Source organism: Acidiplasma aeolicum (genome assembly GCF_001402945.1).
In the GTDB taxonomy this organism is placed as follows: Archaea; Thermoplasmatota; Thermoplasmata; order Thermoplasmatales; family Thermoplasmataceae; genus Acidiplasma; species Acidiplasma aeolicum.
In genome coordinates, this window is sequence record NZ_LKBG01000067.1 from 1 (window position 1) to 18697 (window position 18697).

An 18697-nucleotide genomic window follows, 5' to 3' on the forward strand; every position below is an offset into this window, starting at 1 on the left:
GAGGTTTCCATAGCCATGCAGTGGCTCAGGAGAAAGGGCTGGATAGTAAAAAGGAATATGAAAAAGGAGGGCAAGGGAAGACCAATACATGGTTACAAACTTTCCAAGGATTTCAATGAAATACTGGAAGAGATAATCAACGACCGTGAAAAGAAAATAGAGGAAATAAACAATACAATAAACCAGTTAAAAACCTTTCAGAAATAAATAAAATTTTAAATTTAAATATTTTTATATTGAATTTGGAAAACGTTATGTGTGTATTTGTCATCTGTTTTTATGGGGAGTGTAACATCAGGAATTAAAAACGGTCTTATATCAGGTTTTATCTATTTTATTATAAGTTCAATAGTTAATTTTGCAATTATAATAGTATTTATAGATGAAATCGTGGATGCCTTTGGAATTAAACCTGCATACTATTCAATATTCCTTACTGAATTGATAGATGGTCAAATAAGATCATTATTTATTATAGGGATAGTTTTTGGTATAATTTTTTCCATACTGCTACTTAAGTATTATAAACGTGTGCCCGGTAAGGATATGATTTCAAAAACAAATTTTCTGGTCTTAATTCTGTGGTTTTTTGTATTTCTGATACTGCCTGCATATGAACTGGGAACGGGTATAATAATAGCATTATACTATTATATTGCCTATGCTGTAGCAAATTTTTTCACAGCGCTTTTATTTGGCAGGCTTCTCTTTATTTTTAATAAAAAATTTATAGAGGATAAAAGTAATCATCAATAATTTTTACCATCCTATAAGTACTGTACCATTCCTGTTTAATAAATTCCTTGCCGTTAAATATACCTGCCGCCATTGGAGAATTTATGTACATTATATGGTCATCATCAATTTTATAATTAATGTTGTTTAAAATCATTCCCATGGAACCTGGCCTTATGTCAGTAAAGGGATTTAAATGCGTGGTTAGCAATAAATTACTTGAATAACCTGATATTAACCCCTTTTTAAATTCCTTTAATATTTTTTCATACAGTTTTTCATCGTAATTTGGGGAAATAAAATATCTAATATCATCTAAATAGGATGCCATGCCCATGTTATTTATGGGATCTATACCATCTAATATTAAGAAATCCACATCAATTTTTTTTAATAATTTTAAATCTCCATATAGGGAGGTGCCAGAAAATGATAATGGGATCATAATTCCATATAAAAATCCAAGTGGTGTGTTAACTGGCATTGTAGAATAAAAATATGGCCTCCTGTCTATCTTTGGCATCCAGTAGTTGATTATTATTGTTTCAGAGGTTATGTCATTATCATCGAATGCGAATATATTCTCACCATCCGTAAAAATAACCTTTACATTAGGATTATTGGCGTATTCATTAATGGAATTATCAGAATATATAAAATCCCCAAGGCTTAGTATATTTTTAACATATTTTATTCTATTTCTTGATTTTAAAGAATTTATAAGGGATTTTCCGGTTGTTAGAAAATAACCTGCATCTGAAACTATATATGTTAAATCATCATGAATTTTTATTTTTTTTATATATTTACTGCAAATAATAACTGTTTTTATGTTCATTTTGTTAACAGTGGAGTAAAACAATTCCTCGTTGTTTAAATTATCCTCATTAAATATCATAACCGAATTACCAGCCTTCATGGCAGCAAGTACAGATATCAGGAATTCTGGTGGATTTTCTATTGCAACTGCCACTATATTTTGATATGCGCCGTGAGCTTTTAACTCATAGGCCATTGAATTTATGTACTTGCTAAATTTGAAGTATGTTATGAATTTTCCCCTAAATATCATAAAGGGCTGGCTTTTATTTACACCTGCATTTCTTTCAAAAAGCTCGCATATAGATATTTCTGGTACCTTTAAGGGCCCCTTCAGGAAATTTAACATTAAAAATATATGTATAATCCACTTTTAAATCTTATTATTTATAACATAGGGTATTTTATTAATCATGTCATCTATTGAATAATAATAGCCCAGATCATCATAGCATATTCTTGCAGCCTCCTTATTTATATAAGTGCCAATCATGCATGCCCTTATCAGATTAATATGCTTTGCAGCCATACCGGCTATTAGTCCTGCCAGCATATCGCCGGTTCCACCCATTGTCATCCTTGCATTTCCACCAGATGTATAAAATATGTTATCCCCATCTGTAATTATATCCACCTTGCCCTTTAATACAGTAATGATACCATATTTCTTTGACATTTTAACTGCATTCTCCTCTGTTGCATCAACCCCATAAAACATTTTGAATTCTCCAGCATGTGGTGTAACTGCACATTTTTTACCCTCAAGATGCCCGGGGCTTAAAAGTTTTAATGCATCTGCATCTGCTATTATTATTCCATTATATTTTTTAATAATATTTATAAGGATATCCCTGTATCCCGGACTTAAACCAAGGCCAGGACCAATTAGTATGGCATCGTTCTGATTAATGTCATCATTATCAAGATCATTAAATGTTCTTACAATTAAACCTGCCGAATAGGAAGAAATTATATTGTAATTATTCTGTGATGTATAAACCCTGACCAGATCCACCCCGGTGTTATATGCCGCCCTGGCCGCTATAATGGCTGAACCTGAATATGTGAATCCTGATATCAATGCAATCCTGCCATTCATGCCCTTATGGGAATCTGGCAATGGTTTTGGTAAATATAATAAATCACCTGGCCCGGAGTACTTTATTACGTTTTCAGGAATGCCTATATCTGATACAATTATTTCTCCACACGTTTCACTGGTCATGCCATCCTTAATACCTGTAAATGTAACTGTGTAATCTGGCTTTACAGATCCGGGATATGGGAAACCTGACGGCACATCAACCGATACAATTATCTTACCACTTGAATTAATTTTGGATATTACAGAACTGTATGGCTCCCTTGGTGAGCCATTAATGCCTATACCAAAAATTGCATCTATTATTATTTCAGATTCCTGTATATTTTTATCCAGATCCTCTATGGTAAAATATTTTTGATTATTCTCATTAAATGCCCTCCTTGCCTCATATGTTTTAAGATCAAATGGTTCTTTAATAAACTGAATTTTAACGTCCATACAGTTTAAAAAACTGGATGCCATAATACCATCACCCGCATTGTTTCCTGTTCCACATACAATTAAGACCTTTGAATGCTGTTTAAATTTTGATGAAACGAATTTTGCCACCGCCCTTCCTGCATTTATCATTAAATTGTATGTATCGCCGTAAGTTTTTGAGTAATTTAAATCATCCCTTTTTGCCTCAATATAATCCATATAAAATAATTATTTTTGAGTACTTAATATTAACCGCGGATTTAAACAATATGTTTTAATAATAGATTTTGATATTATAATTATGTCAAGAATAGTACTGCATGAAAGAAACAGGCCATATGTTGTTAAGGTTGGCGACAAGGAGGTGCATATATGCGGATGCGGCTTATCAGACAACAAACCATACTGCGATGGTCACCACATGAAAACAGTGGATGAGGGACAGGGAATATTCTTATACGACAAAAACGGCAATCGTGTTGAGGTAAACTCATTTTATGATAATCCCTAAATTAATTTAATTTTTAATCATTATTTAATCAATGTTAATAGTTTTATATTTAATTATTCTTAATAAACTTAACAAGATACCTGCCATAAAAATTATTATAAAACCGCTCAGCTTGCCCGTCATTAATCATAAATCATTTACTGGTAATTTTCATCATTGCGGAAATGGGGCTGTCCGAATTTGAATCGGAGTCTCAGGCTCCCAAAGCCCGTAGGATACCAAGCTACCCCACAGCCCCTAAGAACATAATTTAAAAAAGGTATATAATAATTTATATTACTAAAAATTTAGTTTTTTGTTGTGTTTGCTGTTTTATCTCTCTGTGTCTCCCTTGGTGGTATGATTTTTGCCATTCTGTGATTTGATACATATCCGTAGTATATCATCATTAATACCAGCCATGTACCGCCCACCACGGATATAATTAAAGCAAGGTACTGCATTGCAGAGTCTGTCAATACATCAGGAATGAATGCTGGATTATTGGAGTATCCAAATACATATGGATAAACCCTGAGTTCCAGGAAGGCAACAGATATTATGCTTAAAAGAATTACAAAAGGTTTATAGGAGGCTAGATATGTTGTTGACTTAAACATATAAAGAATTGGTATTATTAATGCAAGAATTATGGGTATTATTATGAAATCTGAGTTTACCATGTAATCCTTTAGTGACAGGAAATAATAGGATGGCATAAATATTGCAAGACCAACTATGACAAGTATTAATGGTAAAACCCTTTCAAAGGGTTTGTTTATATCGGAAAGTCTGTAAAATACCCTGCTTATTCCATTGGCAAGTATTAGTCCACCGATTATAAATCCAATTACATCTGCATGTGAATATAATTTCACAAAGTTGGTATAGCTGCTTGAGTAACCAATGCTTGAATATTTTCCGTATCCATAAAGGTACATTCCATATCCACTTGTGATTGCTGCAAGAATTGAAAATGCCATGAGTCCCATTATGAAGGTCGCAACGCCGTATATTATGTATAGCTTTCTCTCATCGAAGTATTTATTGCCATGCCACATGAACTCGGCATATATAATAAAAGCATTTCTCGCAACGAGGAAGAAGATAAATATTGCGAATAACGGGAATAATGAATATGCCATGGCCGGCATTAAAACAGGTATAACATTTTCCATGTCAACAAGCCAAAGCACAAAGAATGTACCAACAACCTCCCAAACCGGGACAATGTATGAAAGCACATTTAATCTTACCTTGTCATTCTTTAAACCGGTTATTACAGGAACAACAGCCATCAATTCTGTTCCAAACATTGTTACCATGGAAGCAACCGCAACAATAAGAAATAAAACATCAAAATGTATAGAAAATAAGTAATCCATTTTAATCACCTCATTCCAGCCTTGGTGCCGGTAGACCCTTTGTTCTTCCTTTCCTCTTCCTTTATTATGTCCTCCTCTCCGAGCTTTAGATCCTCCTCAACATTTGAGAGTTTCATTACCTTTGCGGCGTAGTAAAAGGTTATCGGGAATATTATTATGTAAAACGCTATGATGGCAATACCCAGAGGAAACACTATGGGCGATGTTGATGCAGCCTGTGCAATGGTCATTACACCATAATACATATGGCCGTTAACAAGTATTCCACCCGGTGTTGGTGATTTAATAATGAATGGAACCCTGCCAACCTCTGCTGTGTACCATCCATCCTCCATTGTAAACACTCCCATCACAGCAACCACAAGGCCTCCAATTAATGTGTGCTTCTGGCTTAATGGATCCTTCTTCCTGAAATACTGAACAACGACATATAACCAGAAGAAGCCCATTAATACTCCAAAGCCAACCATAAGGTCAAGTGTATCATGGACGAATGATGGTGGCCATACAGCATAATCGGTTACACCATGATAGGTTGTTAGGTTTATAAGTCCCGGAATGTATCCGTGACCAAAGGTAAATGGATAAGCAAGAAGTGACTGGGCAAGCGGGAGGTTAACATAATATGCAGGATGGTGGTTTATAAGTATACCAAATATATGTTCAGGCGCTCCATACGTTGTGGGAACCAGATCCTGTTCAAGTGCTGCATATTTAATTGGCTCTATGACAAGCAGTGTTGAAAGCTCATTAGATCCGGTTATACCAAGATATATTATATCAAGTATCATAAATACTGCTGTTATATTTATTCCCCTTCTGTATATCATTTTCTCAGACGCATTTGTGGTTTTCATGTATTTATAAACAAGATATCCAAAGATCATTGCAATTCCTGCATAGTATACTGCACCTGACATGTGAAGCTCCTCTGCTGCCGTTGATACTGTTAAGAATGGCTGAAATGGGTTAACTCCAGTAATTACCTTGCCACCTGATGCAAGATACTCAGATATGTTAAACCCATTGGGTGTATTCATCCACGCATTTATTTCTGTGACCGTAAACGCTGAAAGATAGGTTCCTATTGTAACTGCCAGCGATAACCCCCAGTGTTCCCATCTGTTTTTAAAGTCCTTCCAGAAATAAACGTACATTGGCAGTGCAATTGCCTCAAGAAGGAACGAGAATACCTCGACATAAAATGGCCCCATAGAAACCTCGCCAACAAGCCTCATGAAGGTTGGCCAGAACAGGAACAGTTCCATGGCCATAACCGTACCGGACGCAGTACCTACTGCAAAGAATATCACCAGTGCCTTTGATAATTTATATGCAAGTGTATCGTAATACTTGTCCTTTTTTCTTAGCGCAAGGAATTCGGCTATGGTAACTGTTATGGCAAGGCCCATACTCAATGATACAAGCAGTATATGGGCTGAAATTGTATACGCAAACATAGCAGCATCCCAATTCGGATAAGAAATTATCATATTAATCAGTATTATATAACAAAATCATATTTAAACTTATTTTTTACCTAAATCGTCATAATATATATATAATATATCAATTTATGATTATAAATTCATAAATTAAGAAAATTATTTGTATATATTTATGTACTGATAAGGTCTAAATTTTCCAAAGCAGTACTGTATTTCCGTGAATTTTGACTTGAATTCAGCCACTTCAGATTTCATTTTTTCAATATTTTTGTTTTTCATTATTATATCATTGATTAATTCAGCAAGATGTTTCACATCATCCTCCTTGAATCCTATTCTGGTTATTTCCTGGGTGCCTATTCTTATTCCGCTTGGATTCTGTGATTTTTTATTATCATCATAGGGTAATAGGTTCTTATTAAGTATTATGCCTGCCTTTTCAAGGGTTTCAGCAACATACTTTCCACCACCCTGTGCAGATACATCCACAGCGAGCGTGTGGGATTTTGTAAATCCATTTTTTTCACCAAGAACCTTAAAACCATATTTATTTAGTTCCTCTCCAAGAAGCTGGGCATTTTTAATTATCTGTTTTGCATAGTCCTCACCAAATTGTAAATGTTCCGCAAGGGTTATGCCAAGGGCAGCCATTGCATTAATGTGATGATTGCTTAATGTTCCAGGAAAGACGCCACGCTGTACCTTCTTCCATTTATCCTCACTGGTTTCACCAATAATTATGCCATGCTGCGGTCCAGGCAGTGTTTTATGCGTGCTTCCTGTTATAATTTCGGCCCCCTCTCTTAATGGATCCTGAAACTGCTTTCCCGCTATTAATCCAAGGACATGTGCACCATCATAAACCACGGTTGCACCAATTTCATTAAAAACATCATTTAATTCCTTTAATGGTGTTGGAAACAGGAATACTGACTGTCCAAACCAGCATACCTTAGGCTTATTCTGTTTCAAAAGTTTTATTGTGCCATCCACATCTATATTCATTTCATCTATATCAAAGGGATAATTTACTGTTTTAAGTCCCCTAAAACCAACAGCACCAAATGAGGCAGAGCTTATGTGTCCCCCTCCAGAAAGTGATGGCGTGGCGATTAGATCTCCAGGTTTTGTAAATGCATATAGCACAGCCATGTTGGAATTTGTTCCAGATAATGGCCTGGGGTCAACATATTTGGATTTAAATAATTCCCTGCCGAGATCCATTACCCTATCCTCAAGCTGGTCAACGTAATAATTTCCCTGATAGTACCTCTTATGTGGCAATCCCTCTGCATATCTAAAGCCGAAATCAGTTAAAAGCATCTCCATGGCCATTGGGCTCATTATATTTTCAGAAGCAATAAGAGGAATACTCTCCTCAAAAAATTTGTTATGTTTCTGGGCAAGCTGTCTAATATACAAGGCATCCTCTAAAAATTCATCCTCTCTGTTTACCATTAAAATAGACAACATTAAAAAGTATATCTAATTTTAGTTTTATATAAAAAATAAATTTATTTTATTTTTTTCTTCTCTCAATATATATCACAGAGCCGATTATTGCAATTATAACTATCACACCTATTATTATGTAGTACATTGTATAACTGGTAAATGGCACATTTGAGACCTCAATCACATGGTTTGAAAAATGTGGTACATAAAGCATAATGAACATTCCCGAACTTGTATTAACATATGAATAATAGGGCGTTGTTGTGCTTGTTTCATTTAGCAGGGTTGATACATTTACCTCCTTTGCAACGCTGCCATCAAATTTAACATAGGCATGCCCGTTGTCCTTTAACACACTGTTACTAATAAATATGGCCACAATTGTTGAATGGTTTACTGTTGAGTTAACATCAAAAACAGCGTTGCTTGTCGTATTTTTGTCAAATTTAAAGTTTATTGACGAGTTATAGTTCACTGTGTTGTTTTCCAGTGTGCCATTAACCCTTTCCAGGGCTATTTCAGACGCTATTTTACCCTTTAAAATTGCACTGGTTAATGTTGTATTTACCGGTACCTTCTGCATTCCGGGTGGAACAACAATATTAATAAAAGCCGTGCCATTTACTGGCATTATGGTTATATTCTGACCACTGATTACGAAATTTCCATTATGCACAAATATGAATGCTACTGTTCCGTTGTTATCTATTATTATCATATTTTTTCCTGCATTTATTACATGATTAAAGTTGGCCATAACATTAACAGACATTGAAGCGTTTCCAAATACCGTGCTATTGGCCTGTGCATTTAAAGAGGCATTTGCCGATGCACTAACCTGCATATTGTTTGTTGTATTGTAAATTTTGGCACTGGATGGGGCATTTATATGGAAATATGTACCATTAATCATTATATTGCTCTCTAGCGCAGGATTGTTGTGCATTACTATAAAAGTAGAATAATTGTAATAAATCATAAGACTGCCAAGAGTGTGTATGTTGTCATCTGATGTAAATAAAGGAGTATAAATATGACTTACAGAACCTGATGAATTTGCATACATGTTGCTAATTATCATGGTTCCTGTTGGATTGTATGTTATATTTGAGAAATATCCATTTTTATAATTCAATTTTAAATACTGTCCATATACTGTATTGTTGATCGTACTATAATTTAGGCTTGCACCATAATTCCCCCGGCTATGGAAATGGTTGTTAATTTCACCAGAAAATCCCATTCCCATGGAAGGATACATGCTGTTAACATTTCCCTGAACGGCAGGCAGGGCGGACATAACACCTAAAAGCATAAACGCTACAAGTATTGTGGCTATTATTATCTTAATCTTCATAAGTTTAAATAACTAAATTACTTATTAAAAGTTTATTATATGCTTATTTCACTAAATTATTAATTAAAATATATTTATAATTATACAATATTTCTCAAAACTTACAAAATAACTTATAATTTGAGGTAATTACCATTGAAATGATCTTAATAATTGCATCTGAACAGGACGGGGCAAGCACTGCCATGGCTAAAAAATTGCTTGAGATTTTTCCTTTTGAAAGAACTGGTGAATCAGAATATAAGTATGGTGATTATACATTAATGTTTATTAAAGAACTCCATATTTACTCTAATTTAACGATACATGACAATGTTAGTACTGTCATATTTCTATCTAAACATTCATCCAGCGCTGGGGTTAAATCATTAACAGTTCACCCAATTGGAAATTTTAGAGAGGCAGCGCTTGGTGGAAAAAGCAATATTATAGTAATGTCTGATCCCGAATACATGAGTGCCAGCCTGAGGTATATTAAAAATAACTATAATGATAATCATTTTGAGGTAACCTTTGAGGCAACACATCATGGGCCATATCTTGAAAAGCCATCATTCTTTATTGAAATAGGAACAACAGAATCAGAATGGTCACAGGAAAACATACAGGAAATAATGGTAAGTTCCATAATAAATCCGAAAATTAAAAAATATAAGAATTTCGTTGGTGTTGGTGGTGGTCACTACGCACCAAAGATAAGTGAATACTTTTTTAAAAATGACATAAACATAGGGCATATAATACCAAAATATGTTCATGATACTGTTAGTTTAGAAGAAATTGAAAATGCAGTGATTAAAACACCATTATGCTCTGGTTTTCTAATGGATTCACACGGTACAAAGGCAAGGGTAAAATCAATGATTGAGGATGTTGCAGACAGATATTCCCTTGAAATAATAAGGGATTAATTTTTAAAAATAATTGGTATTTGAATTATTAAAAACTATTATTTTTAACCTTATATTATAAATGCAGGGGCTGAAATTATATTTAAATGGTAAAAATTTATATATTATAAATTATTAAATTGTTTAACAAGTGAAAAAAATGGAAATAGATATGGAGGAAAAGCCTCCAGGTAGGCCATTAATAAAAGACTCTGATCTTGGTAATTTTTTAAAAAGGGAGAATATTTATTTTAAATATGAGGGTTATAATCCCACAGGTACACAGAAGGATCGTATTTCCGAAAACCATGTAAAAAATGCAATTGCACACGGATATGATACAATATCTGTTGCAACATGTGGTAATTATGGCGCATCCATAGCATATTATGCAAGAAAATACGGCCTTCACTCCGTTATAGGAATACCCTCAGATTATATTAGCGCAAGAAGGGATGAAATATCATACTATGGTGGAGAAATAATTGAAAAGCCTGTGAAATATGAGGAAATGGTGGATTATATCAGGGAGCTATCGGCCTCAAATGGATGGTATGATGCAAGCCCCGGTTCAGCCAACTCAAAGCTTGATTATTATTCATATTCCGCAATCTCTGAGGAGATATATAATGAGCTTGGAAGAATGCCGGAATACGTTTCAGTGCCTGTTGGCAATGGAACAACAATGTACGGTGTCTACCTTGGTTTTAAGAGAATATCAATGAAAACAGGAGAAAAAATTCCATCATTTATAGCCAATAGCACAATCAATGGCAACCCAATCATATATTCATTTTTAAGGGGTTATAAAAAAATAAGGGAATTAAATCCAGATAATATTCAGGAAACAAAGATAAATGAACCCCTTGTTGCCTACAGGTCATATGATGGTCAGAAGGCCCTTAATGTTTTATATGAAACACATGGCAGGGCCCTTTATTCAACAGATGAGGAGATGTTATATATATCAAAAGAGCTTGAAAGACTTGATCGTTTATCCGTGCTTCCCGCCTCATGCTCTGCCGTATCAGGGGCTCTAAGGGTTGTTAGGGACGAAACATGTGTTATACTTCTTACGGGGAGGAATTAAAAATGGAAAAGGCATCGGTATTATCGGAGGGTTATTTTGCCACCACTTACGGTAAAACAGCAAATGGTCTTGTAAGGTTTACAAAGAGGTACCAGATCACATCAGTAATAGATTCAAGGTATTACGGCATGGATGCTGGTTACGTTTTAATGGGTAAGCCAAACAACATCAAGGTAATATCATCAATTGCCGAGGCAAGAGCACTCGGGTCTGAAACATTAATAGTTGGTGTTGCAACAGATGGAGGATACCTTCCACTGGAATACAGACCATATATAAGGGAGGCAATTGAATCTGGCATGAATATTGTAAGCGGTCTGCATCAGTATATAAGTGATGACCCAGAATTCTCGGAGCTTGCACTAAAGCATGGAGTCTATATAACAGATGTAAGAAAGATATTTAACAAATATGAATACTCATTTACAGGGAAAATAGATGAGGTTAAATCAAAAAAAATAGCAGTCCTTGGCACAGATAGCGCCATTGGTAAAAGAACAACAGCAGTATATTTAAATAATGCAATGATTAAGCATGGAAAAAAATCTGAGCTTATTGGCACAGGTCAGACATCATGGATGCAGGGATTTCCCTATACTGTTGTTATGGATTCAATAATAAATGATTTTGTTGCCGGTTCACTTGAGTATATAGCATACAAGGCATGGACTGAGGAAAAACCAGAATACATGTTTCTGGAGGGTCAGGGATCTATACTTCATCCTGCATATCCCGGTGGCTTCGAAATTATAGGCGCTTTAAGGCCAGATGCAATTATACTGCAGCACGCCCCCAAAAGAAAATTTTATGACGGTTTTCCTGAATATACAATACCACCGCTGGAAAAATATATAAAGGTGCTGGAACTTGTTTCAGACAGGCGGGTTATTGCCATAGCACTGAACACCGAGGAAATGACAAAATCTGAAATAGCTGATGAAAAGCAGAGGCTTGATAGAAAATTTGGAATACCTGTTTTTGATCCATTAGAGGAGTTCGAAAGAATTGCAGACGTAATAGCTGATATGTAATGTTTATTGATAATATTATCTCTTTTAATAGCATCGAGGTTAGTGTTTTATCCATTGAAAAACGCAGAATTATTGGTGATATAAAATATGATGATAATCACTTTAAGCTAATTTTTACATTTAAGGAGGATATTACAGCTGATAAAAATATTGCCGGTCTTATAGTTACAATGCCTGTAATTAATTTTACATATTTTTCAAGGAGGCTTGTATTAAATTATCCATTGTCAAAAACAGACCTAAATTTGATTAAAAATTTTGTAGAAATAAACGCAAGGGAGGTTTTCATTAATAAAATAATTAACAGAAGATATGATTTCATTAAGGAAGAATATATACCAAAGGATAATGATATTACAGAGGAAAATGCATGCGGCATAACTGAAGTTACTGCCAGTCAAATAATAGACGATAAATCTTATGATGAGATGGACCAAAATAATGTTTTAATAATGTCCTCTGGTGGCAAGGAGAGCCTTCTTGGTTACGGTATTTTTAATGAAATAAATGCTAATGGCAAAAATTACGCATTCTTTTTTGAGGAATCAGGCGCCCACTGGTTAACAGCAAAAACAGCATTTGATTATTATGAAAAAAATTTTAAAAATGTAATAAAAACATGGTCGAACGTTGATAGATTTTACCATGAAATGTTAAGGCATATTAAAATACTAAGGCAGGATATGATCAACATAAAGGCTGATGATTATCCAATACAGGTCTTTATTTTCCCAATTTATATATTTTTGACATTACCATTGATTTTAAAATATAAAATTGGTAACATCATCATGGGTGATGAATTTGATGACCCCAGAGAAATGGGGAAATTCCATGGTATTGAATACTATTATGGCATATTCGATCAGACCTCATATTTTAATGAAATGATGTCAGAATACCTGAGAAATAAGGGAATAAATACAAGAGTTTATTCAATAGTTTACCCAATTACCGGATCTCTTGAAGAAAAAATTCTGATAGGCCGGTATCATGATTTATACTTAAATCAGAGGTCATGTCACTCATGCCATGAAAAAAATGGTTTAATATATCCATGTGGGAAATGCTCAAAATGTCTTGGCATTTTACTTTTTATCGAGGCTAATGGCGGGAATCCGAAGGAAATATTATATTCAGACGATGACATTAGATTGCTTGAGAGGAGGGTTTTAAGGGCAAAAATGAGGCTTGACCCTGATGAACTTAAATATACTGAAACAAAACTTGGTTTTATTAATGGAAATCCAAATGATTACGGCCATGTCAACGGGATTCACATACTTCCATATGAAAAAACCATGTTTTCTCTGGTTCCTGAAAACTTTAGGGATAATATAATAAATATAATTAATAAATACTCTGATGGAACATATACTCTTAAAAACGGCACATGGGTAAAAACTTAAAAAAATAATTTTTCGGCATCCCTGCATTCCTCATTATTCTTGCATTTTTTATATTCCTCCAGCGGTTCCATATTAATTATTATGAAATTCTGTGCCCATGAGTACTTTGACAGAACCTCAAATGCGGCATCAGGATATCCCATGATATAAAGAGAGGCTGCAAGAGCCTCCAGTGATGATAATTTTCCCGGCTTTCCATAATTAACTGGATTTACAGGTAAGAGAAGTGGAAGCCTTCTTGCGTTTTTTACCCTTAAATTTTTTATTGTATCTATTAAATTCCATGAACCATCTATAAGGCAAATGCCATAATTTGTGTAAATAAAAGAGTCAGAATTTAAAAGATATGTATCAGAATACGGGGTTAAAACCAGCTTTTTTCCTATCATATTAGCCCGTATTTTAATGGCAAGACCATAATGCTCCAGTTTTTTCATTGTGGATTTTTTTGGGTCATCCTGTTTTAAATATACATAATATATTCTATTCTGCAAGATCATCACTTTTAAAGCCCAAATCTTCTAAATACCATATTTTTAACAGTATCCATAATGAATAAAAATGCAAATCCCAGTATTATATCATATACTATAAAAACAGCAGGAATTGCTGTTACAAGTATACCATAGTATGATATTAATGATATGAACAGAAAATCAGCAATTGATGCTGTTAAAAGGTATTTTGATGGCATAGAATTCCAGAACCTTTTCCTCTCCCTTATGGCAAATACAGTAAACTGGCCGGAAAAAACAAGCATATCAAATATAAATGTATGCATCTCACTGTGTGTTAAATGAAAATAGGTACCTATATAAAGTGCTATAAAACCTTCAAGTATTACTGCAAATGCCAGACTAATGGAACTGTAAACAAGTGATTTTACGTTCCATTTTTCTGGGTGCATTGAGTATCTCACATTATCTGTGGCAAGTGACATTGTAACAAAATCATTGGCAAAAAGAAGGAGTATAACATCGAATGGGGTTGTTACAAAATATTTAATCACAAAAAACGATAATGTTAAAAATATTACAACCTGCATTGTTTTTATGATCTTATTAAGAGTATATGTTAGCATTCTCTGATATATTTTTCTTCCTATTTTCACTGATTTTACTATATCCTCTATCCCCTCATGCGTAAGAACTATGCTGGCTGACGCCTTCGCAACATCTGTGGCAGTGCTTACCGCAATTCCAACATCAGCCTGTTTTAATGCCGGGGCATCATTTACACCATCACCGGTCATGCCGGTTATTTCACCAGCCTTTTGTGTAAGCTTTACTATGTTATATTTATCCTCAGGAAATACCTCGGCAACAATTCCACATTTTAGTATGTCATTTTCAGATTTTATGGTGCTATTCTTGCAGAGGTCACCTTTTATTCCCACCTCCTTTGCTATTTCCACCGCAATTGGTCCATTATCACCAGTAACCATTCTTGGTGTGATGCCCATTGAATACAGTTCAGATATAAGCTGCTTTGAATCCTCTCTGGGGGCGTCATAGATGGCCAGCAATCCAGAGAGCCTGTATTTACCTGACGTGCCAGATGCAACACCGAGCATTCTAAATCCCCTTTCAGCCTCCTTATCAACTTTTTCCTCTATGGTGGAATAATCAACACCAGCAAGTTTGCATATTTCCTGTGGCGCCCCCTTTGCAACATTTATGCCATTTGTTAAATGACCAGATGTCATTTTTGTGGAAGGGTCAAAGGGTGTGAAGCCATCCCTAAGTGAAAAATCAACCTTTATGTTTTTATCATTTGCATACTTTAGCACTGCTGAATCTATTGGATCATCACTGCTTTCCTCTGATGCCATGGCAGCATAATATAATATACTATTCTCATCATCGTTTACAGGTATTACCTCTGCAACAGAAAGTATATTCTTTGTTATTGTCCCAGTTTTATCCATATATAATGTTGTCATAGATGCGGCATCCTCTATTGCATTCAACCTTGTTACAAGTGCTCCGGTCTCAGATGCCTCAAGGGCACCTATTGCCATGGCTATGGTGAATGTTGCTGGCAGTGCCACAGGCACGGAGGCTATTAGAATTACAAGTATAAATGGTAGAACATCTGAGAGGCTTATATTTATAAGTATTGAATATGCTGCAAGAATAATAACAAGGGAAACATCAACTATTATTAGATATCTCACTATTCTCATTATTAAATTTTCCATGTGGGATGCGGCCTTGGCTGTTCTGACCAGCTGTGCAGTTTTTCCGAAAAATGTATTTTCACCTGTTGCGACAATTATCGCATCGCATTCTCCACGCCTTACTATTGAACTGGAATATATAAGATCCGGGCTCTTTCTTTCAACTGCAAGCGATTCGCCTGTTAATGCGGACTGATCCACTTCAACATTACCATTTATTATTTTCGCATCGGCTGGAACAACATCACCAAGCTTTATATGAACAACATCACCAGGCACCAGGAGTGATGAGTTTATCACCTTCCATGACCTGTCCCTTAAAACCACGGCCTTAACAGAAAGCTTCTTTTTTAATAATTCCAGTGCATTATTTGCCCTGGATTCCTGCGTGTAACCAACTATTGAATTAAAAATTAATAGAAATAATATAATGTACATGTCATCATATTTCTTTAAAATAAATGTTATAACTACTGTTATTTCAAGCATCCAGGCTACCGGGTTCCAGAACTTTTTAAGAAATTTAATTATATTACTCTCCTTTTTTTCACTAACCTCGTTATAACCATATAGGGAGATCCTTTTTGTGGCCTCATTCTCAGTTATACCATCCTTTGATGAGTTTAACGAAGAATAAACGTTATCCAAAGGCATATCCTCAAATTTTGATTTCAATAAAAACAAATTATTACACACTATATAAGTTTTAATTTTTACCTGAAATTAAATAAATTATGTAGCTTTTATCATTAATAACAATAAAGTATATCTGAAAAATATAATAAAACTGTATATCCTTAATATTCGCTGATAAATAAGCATACTTAAAATCTTTGAATAACATTAATTGTTTTTATAAAACATCAAATCACTAAAAAATAAAGTAGTTAATATTTAAAATATCATTATTTACAGAAATAATAACATTTTTAATATTTAACCATTTCATAAATTAACTTAACTAATAAATTATTAATGAATTAAGTGGGATAAATTTTTAAATAATAAAACATTGCATTTATTATGGAGAATAGTAATTATAACACCAAAGTTGAGAAATTTGGCAAAAATTCAGCAAAGGCCACAACATCACAGTTTTTTGGTTTTTTGCTGGATGCATTTGACCTAACAATGATTTTATCAACAGCACCCGTTCTTGCCGTTGTCCTGCTACCGCCAACCACAGCACTTCTTGGGGCATTCACAATTATACTGTCATATTCTCTCACAATTATATTTAGGCCCTTTGGATCGGCCATTTTTGGTCATTTTGGTGATAAAATAGGAAGGAAAAAGGATCTTATTATAACCATACTGGGCCTAGGATTATTCAGCACACTTACATCTGCACTGCCAACCTATGCCAGTGTGGGTATACTATCATTTGTTCTTTTTGTCATAATAAGGATCTTCGTTGGCACATTTGCAGGTGGTGAATACGCTGCCGGCCATCCATTTGTAATGGAATGGACACCTTATAAATTCAGGGGCATAATTAGCGGTCTTGTTCAGGGTGGATTTTCCTTTGGCGCCCTTCTGGCAGCAGCAATAGTGGCTATTTTCACAGGATATTTTGGTATTGCAGCCATAAAGGCATATGCATGGAGATACCTGTTCCTGACAACCTTAATTCCGGTGGTCATTGCCCTTGTTGTGAGATTAACAATGAGTGATACTCCTGCATTTAATAAGCTCAAAAAGGAAAATAAAATTAAAAAACAGCCATTTACAGATCTGTTTAGAAAGGAGCACAGAAAAGATTTCTTCCAGGTAATGATATACATGACTGGAATGTTCTTCTTTGCATATTCATTATTCGCATTTGTTCCCACAATACTTGAACATGCACCAAGTGTTTTCACATACGGGGAGGCAGATACAATATATACATATTCACTTGGCACAGCCTTTGCAGGTGCATTATTCTTTGGATATGTGTCACAGAAGATTGGAAGAAGAAAGTTAACTTTAATATGGGCAGTTCTTACATTAATTGTGACTGTGCCAATGTTTTATGGCGCATTCTATGGGGCCAAAACAGGAAATGTCCCACTTACTGTAATATCTGTACTAGTCATTGGTTTTATAACACAGGCGCCATGGGGGATAATCCCTGTATACCTATCTGAGAGATTTCAAACAAATATGAGATCATCTGGCGTAGGTTTTGGATATTCATCCGGAATTTTTATAGGTGGATGGTTCTCAATATATGTTCCATTAATGCACGATTACCTTTTTAAATCCATAGACACACCAACAAACATATGGTTTTCAACTGCCATGCTATTAATGATAGGCGCGGTTATTGTTGGCGTGGGCATGTATTTAAGTCCTGAAACACTGGGTACAGAAATTACCGATGACCATAATATAAAAAATATTGAGGAAACAAAGGAAAATAAAAGTGTATCAGAAAATTAATTTTTAATTTTTATAAAACAAGGTACATGTAACCTTCCTGTTTTCTTTTTATTATTTCCTTCAAACTTGCGGGAACATATACCACGCCATCCGCAAGTTCATCCTTTTGGATATTTCTTGCTTGCATTGAGGTTCCGCATGCAACAACCTGCACCTTTTTATTTTCAAGCATTGGTTTTATTCTGTTTTTTTCCACCACTGCAGCTATTCCACCATTGAGATAAACAACCTCAACAAGCTCTGTTTCTGGCATTTCTGAAAGATGCTCGGCTGCTGTTATGGACATTGCTATTTTATCCTCTGAATCAACAGACAGTATTATTTTCATAATCCAAAATATGATAATTCTATTTAAAATTTCTTAATATATGAATATATTTCATAAATATGCATTAATTTCATATAAACATCATAAATATGATTTATTTTTTCAATAAATAATCATTTTAAAAATGTTAGC

At 34.6% G+C, this 18697-nt stretch carries 16 protein-coding genes, 1 tRNA gene and 1 pseudogene; 8 read left to right on the forward strand and 10 right to left on the reverse strand.

Annotated features, from left to right (window positions below):
* Positions 1-207 (forward strand): annotated as a pseudogene (locus AOG54_RS02200) (ArsR family transcriptional regulator); the annotation flags it as partial.
* A gap of 72 nt (positions 208-279) precedes the next feature.
* Positions 280-756, forward strand: coding sequence for a hypothetical protein (locus AOG54_RS02205; protein WP_055032351.1), 477 nt, complete (start codon positions 280-282; stop codon positions 754-756).
* Here the strand turns inward: AOG54_RS02205 and AOG54_RS02210 are convergent.
* Positions 728-1903, reverse strand: a complete 1176-nt coding sequence (locus AOG54_RS02210; RefSeq protein ID WP_055032352.1) for an AMP-binding protein — start codon at positions 1901-1903, stop codon at positions 728-730. The two genes, AOG54_RS02205 and AOG54_RS02210, sit on opposite strands and share 29 nt — an antisense overlap.
* A 24-nt stretch (positions 1904-1927) precedes the next feature.
* Positions 1928-3298, reverse strand: coding sequence for an NAD(P)H-hydrate dehydratase (locus AOG54_RS02215; RefSeq protein ID WP_054964374.1), 1371 nt, complete (start codon positions 3296-3298; stop codon positions 1928-1930).
* 82 nt (positions 3299-3380) lie between these two features.
* Here AOG54_RS02215 and AOG54_RS02220 point away from each other — a divergent pair, with 82 nt between their 5' ends.
* Positions 3381-3590, forward strand: coding sequence for a CDGSH iron-sulfur domain-containing protein (locus AOG54_RS02220; protein WP_048102028.1), 210 nt, complete (start codon positions 3381-3383; stop codon positions 3588-3590).
* A gap of 165 nt (positions 3591-3755) precedes the next feature.
* Here AOG54_RS02220 and AOG54_RS02225 read toward each other — a convergent pair.
* The 5 genes from AOG54_RS02225 to AOG54_RS02245 all read right to left on the reverse strand — a co-directional run bounded on the left by AOG54_RS02225 (position 3756) and on the right by AOG54_RS02245 (position 9214).
* Positions 3756-3828: transfer RNA gene (locus AOG54_RS02225), tRNA-Pro, on the reverse strand.
* Positions 3829-3877: 49 nt separating this feature from the next.
* Positions 3878-4954, reverse strand: coding sequence for a hypothetical protein (locus AOG54_RS02230; protein WP_054964293.1), 1077 nt, complete (start codon positions 4952-4954; stop codon positions 3878-3880).
* 5 nt (positions 4955-4959) lie between these two features.
* Positions 4960-6414 (reverse strand): cytochrome ubiquinol oxidase subunit I, encoded by a 1455-nt coding sequence (locus AOG54_RS02235; protein WP_236689090.1) that lies wholly within the window; start codon positions 6412-6414, stop codon positions 4960-4962.
* Between the two features lie 144 nt (positions 6415-6558).
* Positions 6559-7860, reverse strand: coding sequence for a serine hydroxymethyltransferase (glyA, locus tag AOG54_RS02240; protein ID WP_048102025.1), 1302 nt, complete (start codon positions 7858-7860; stop codon positions 6559-6561).
* 61 nt (positions 7861-7921) lie between these two features.
* The gene (locus AOG54_RS02245) at positions 7922-9214 is read right to left on the reverse strand and encodes a hypothetical protein (protein ID WP_048102024.1); all 1293 of its coding nucleotides are present in this window, start codon (positions 9212-9214) and stop codon (positions 7922-7924) included.
* A 140-nt stretch (positions 9215-9354) separates the two neighbouring features.
* On the opposite strand from AOG54_RS02245, the gene AOG54_RS02250 reads away from it, so the two are divergent.
* The 4 genes from AOG54_RS02250 to AOG54_RS02265 all read left to right on the forward strand — a co-directional run bounded on the left by AOG54_RS02250 (position 9355) and on the right by AOG54_RS02265 (position 13634).
* Positions 9355-10125: a D-aminoacyl-tRNA deacylase gene (locus AOG54_RS02250; RefSeq protein WP_048102023.1), complete on the forward strand. Its 771-nt coding sequence runs from the start codon at positions 9355-9357 to the stop codon at positions 10123-10125.
* Positions 10126-10264: 139 nt separating this feature from the next.
* The gene (locus AOG54_RS02255) at positions 10265-11194 is read left to right on the forward strand and encodes a pyridoxal-phosphate dependent enzyme (protein ID WP_048102181.1); all 930 of its coding nucleotides are present in this window, start codon (positions 10265-10267) and stop codon (positions 11192-11194) included.
* A gap of 2 nt (positions 11195-11196) precedes the next feature.
* Positions 11197-12225, forward strand: a complete 1029-nt coding sequence (locus AOG54_RS02260; protein ID WP_048102022.1) for a DUF1611 domain-containing protein — start codon at positions 11197-11199, stop codon at positions 12223-12225.
* Positions 12225-13634 carry a hypothetical protein gene (locus AOG54_RS02265; RefSeq protein WP_052656817.1) on the forward strand — a complete coding sequence of 470 codons (1410 nt, stop codon included), beginning with the start codon at positions 12225-12227 and terminating at the stop codon, positions 13632-13634. The genes AOG54_RS02260 and AOG54_RS02265 overlap by 1 nt, the downstream gene beginning before the upstream one ends.
* Here AOG54_RS02265 and AOG54_RS02270 read toward each other — a convergent pair.
* Complete coding sequence (locus AOG54_RS02270; RefSeq protein ID WP_052656816.1) at positions 13631-14134, reverse strand: DUF367 family protein; 504 nt, start codon at positions 14132-14134, stop codon at positions 13631-13633. The two genes, AOG54_RS02265 and AOG54_RS02270, sit on opposite strands and share 4 nt — an antisense overlap.
* 5 nt (positions 14135-14139) lie before the next feature.
* Positions 14140-16488 (reverse strand): plasma-membrane proton-efflux P-type ATPase, encoded by a 2349-nt coding sequence (locus tag AOG54_RS02275; protein ID WP_054963955.1) that lies wholly within the window; start codon positions 16486-16488, stop codon positions 14140-14142.
* 348 nt (positions 16489-16836) lie between these two features.
* On the opposite strand from AOG54_RS02275, the gene AOG54_RS02280 reads away from it, so the two are divergent.
* A complete protein-coding gene (locus AOG54_RS02280; protein WP_048102020.1) occupies positions 16837-18237 on the forward strand; it encodes an MFS transporter in 1401 nt (466 codons plus the stop codon).
* Positions 18238-18247: 10 nt separating this feature from the next.
* On the opposite strand, the gene AOG54_RS02285 is transcribed toward AOG54_RS02280, so the two are convergent.
* Complete coding sequence (locus tag AOG54_RS02285; RefSeq protein WP_048102019.1) at positions 18248-18565, reverse strand: DsrE family protein; 318 nt, start codon at positions 18563-18565, stop codon at positions 18248-18250.
* Between the last annotated feature and the right edge of the window lie 132 nt (positions 18566-18697).

What these genes read in the sequence shown, in the direction of transcription:
- AOG54_RS02205 (WP_055032351.1), top strand. Translation starts at nt 280, where the DNA reads ATGGGGAGTGTAACATCAGGAATTAAAAACGGTCTTATATCAGGTTTT.
- AOG54_RS02210 (WP_055032352.1), bottom strand. Translation starts at nt 1,903, where the DNA reads ATGTTAAATTTCCTGAAGGGGCCCTTAAAGGTACCAGAAATATCTATA.
- AOG54_RS02215 (WP_054964374.1), bottom strand. Translation starts at nt 3,298, where the DNA reads ATGGATTATATTGAGGCAAAAAGGGATGATTTAAATTACTCAAAAACT.
- AOG54_RS02220 (WP_048102028.1), top strand. Translation starts at nt 3,381, where the DNA reads ATGTCAAGAATAGTACTGCATGAAAGAAACAGGCCATATGTTGTTAAG.
- AOG54_RS02230 (WP_054964293.1), bottom strand. Translation starts at nt 4,954, where the DNA reads ATGGATTACTTATTTTCTATACATTTTGATGTTTTATTTCTTATTGTT.
- AOG54_RS02235 (WP_236689090.1), bottom strand. Translation starts at nt 6,414, where the DNA reads ATGTTTGCGTATACAATTTCAGCCCATATACTGCTTGTATCATTGAGT.
- glyA (WP_048102025.1), bottom strand. Translation starts at nt 7,860, where the DNA reads ATGGTAAACAGAGAGGATGAATTTTTAGAGGATGCCTTGTATATTAGA.
- AOG54_RS02245 (WP_048102024.1), bottom strand. Translation starts at nt 9,214, where the DNA reads ATGAAGATTAAGATAATAATAGCCACAATACTTGTAGCGTTTATGCTT.
- AOG54_RS02250 (WP_048102023.1), top strand. Translation starts at nt 9,355, where the DNA reads ATGATCTTAATAATTGCATCTGAACAGGACGGGGCAAGCACTGCCATG.
- AOG54_RS02255 (WP_048102181.1), top strand. Translation starts at nt 10,265, where the DNA reads ATGGAAATAGATATGGAGGAAAAGCCTCCAGGTAGGCCATTAATAAAA.
- AOG54_RS02260 (WP_048102022.1), top strand. Translation starts at nt 11,197, where the DNA reads ATGGAAAAGGCATCGGTATTATCGGAGGGTTATTTTGCCACCACTTAC.
- AOG54_RS02265 (WP_052656817.1), top strand. Translation starts at nt 12,225, where the DNA reads ATGTTTATTGATAATATTATCTCTTTTAATAGCATCGAGGTTAGTGTT.
- AOG54_RS02270 (WP_052656816.1), bottom strand. Translation starts at nt 14,134, where the DNA reads ATGATCTTGCAGAATAGAATATATTATGTATATTTAAAACAGGATGAC.
- AOG54_RS02280 (WP_048102020.1), top strand. Translation starts at nt 16,837, where the DNA reads ATGGAGAATAGTAATTATAACACCAAAGTTGAGAAATTTGGCAAAAAT.
- AOG54_RS02285 (WP_048102019.1), bottom strand. Translation starts at nt 18,565, where the DNA reads ATGAAAATAATACTGTCTGTTGATTCAGAGGATAAAATAGCAATGTCC.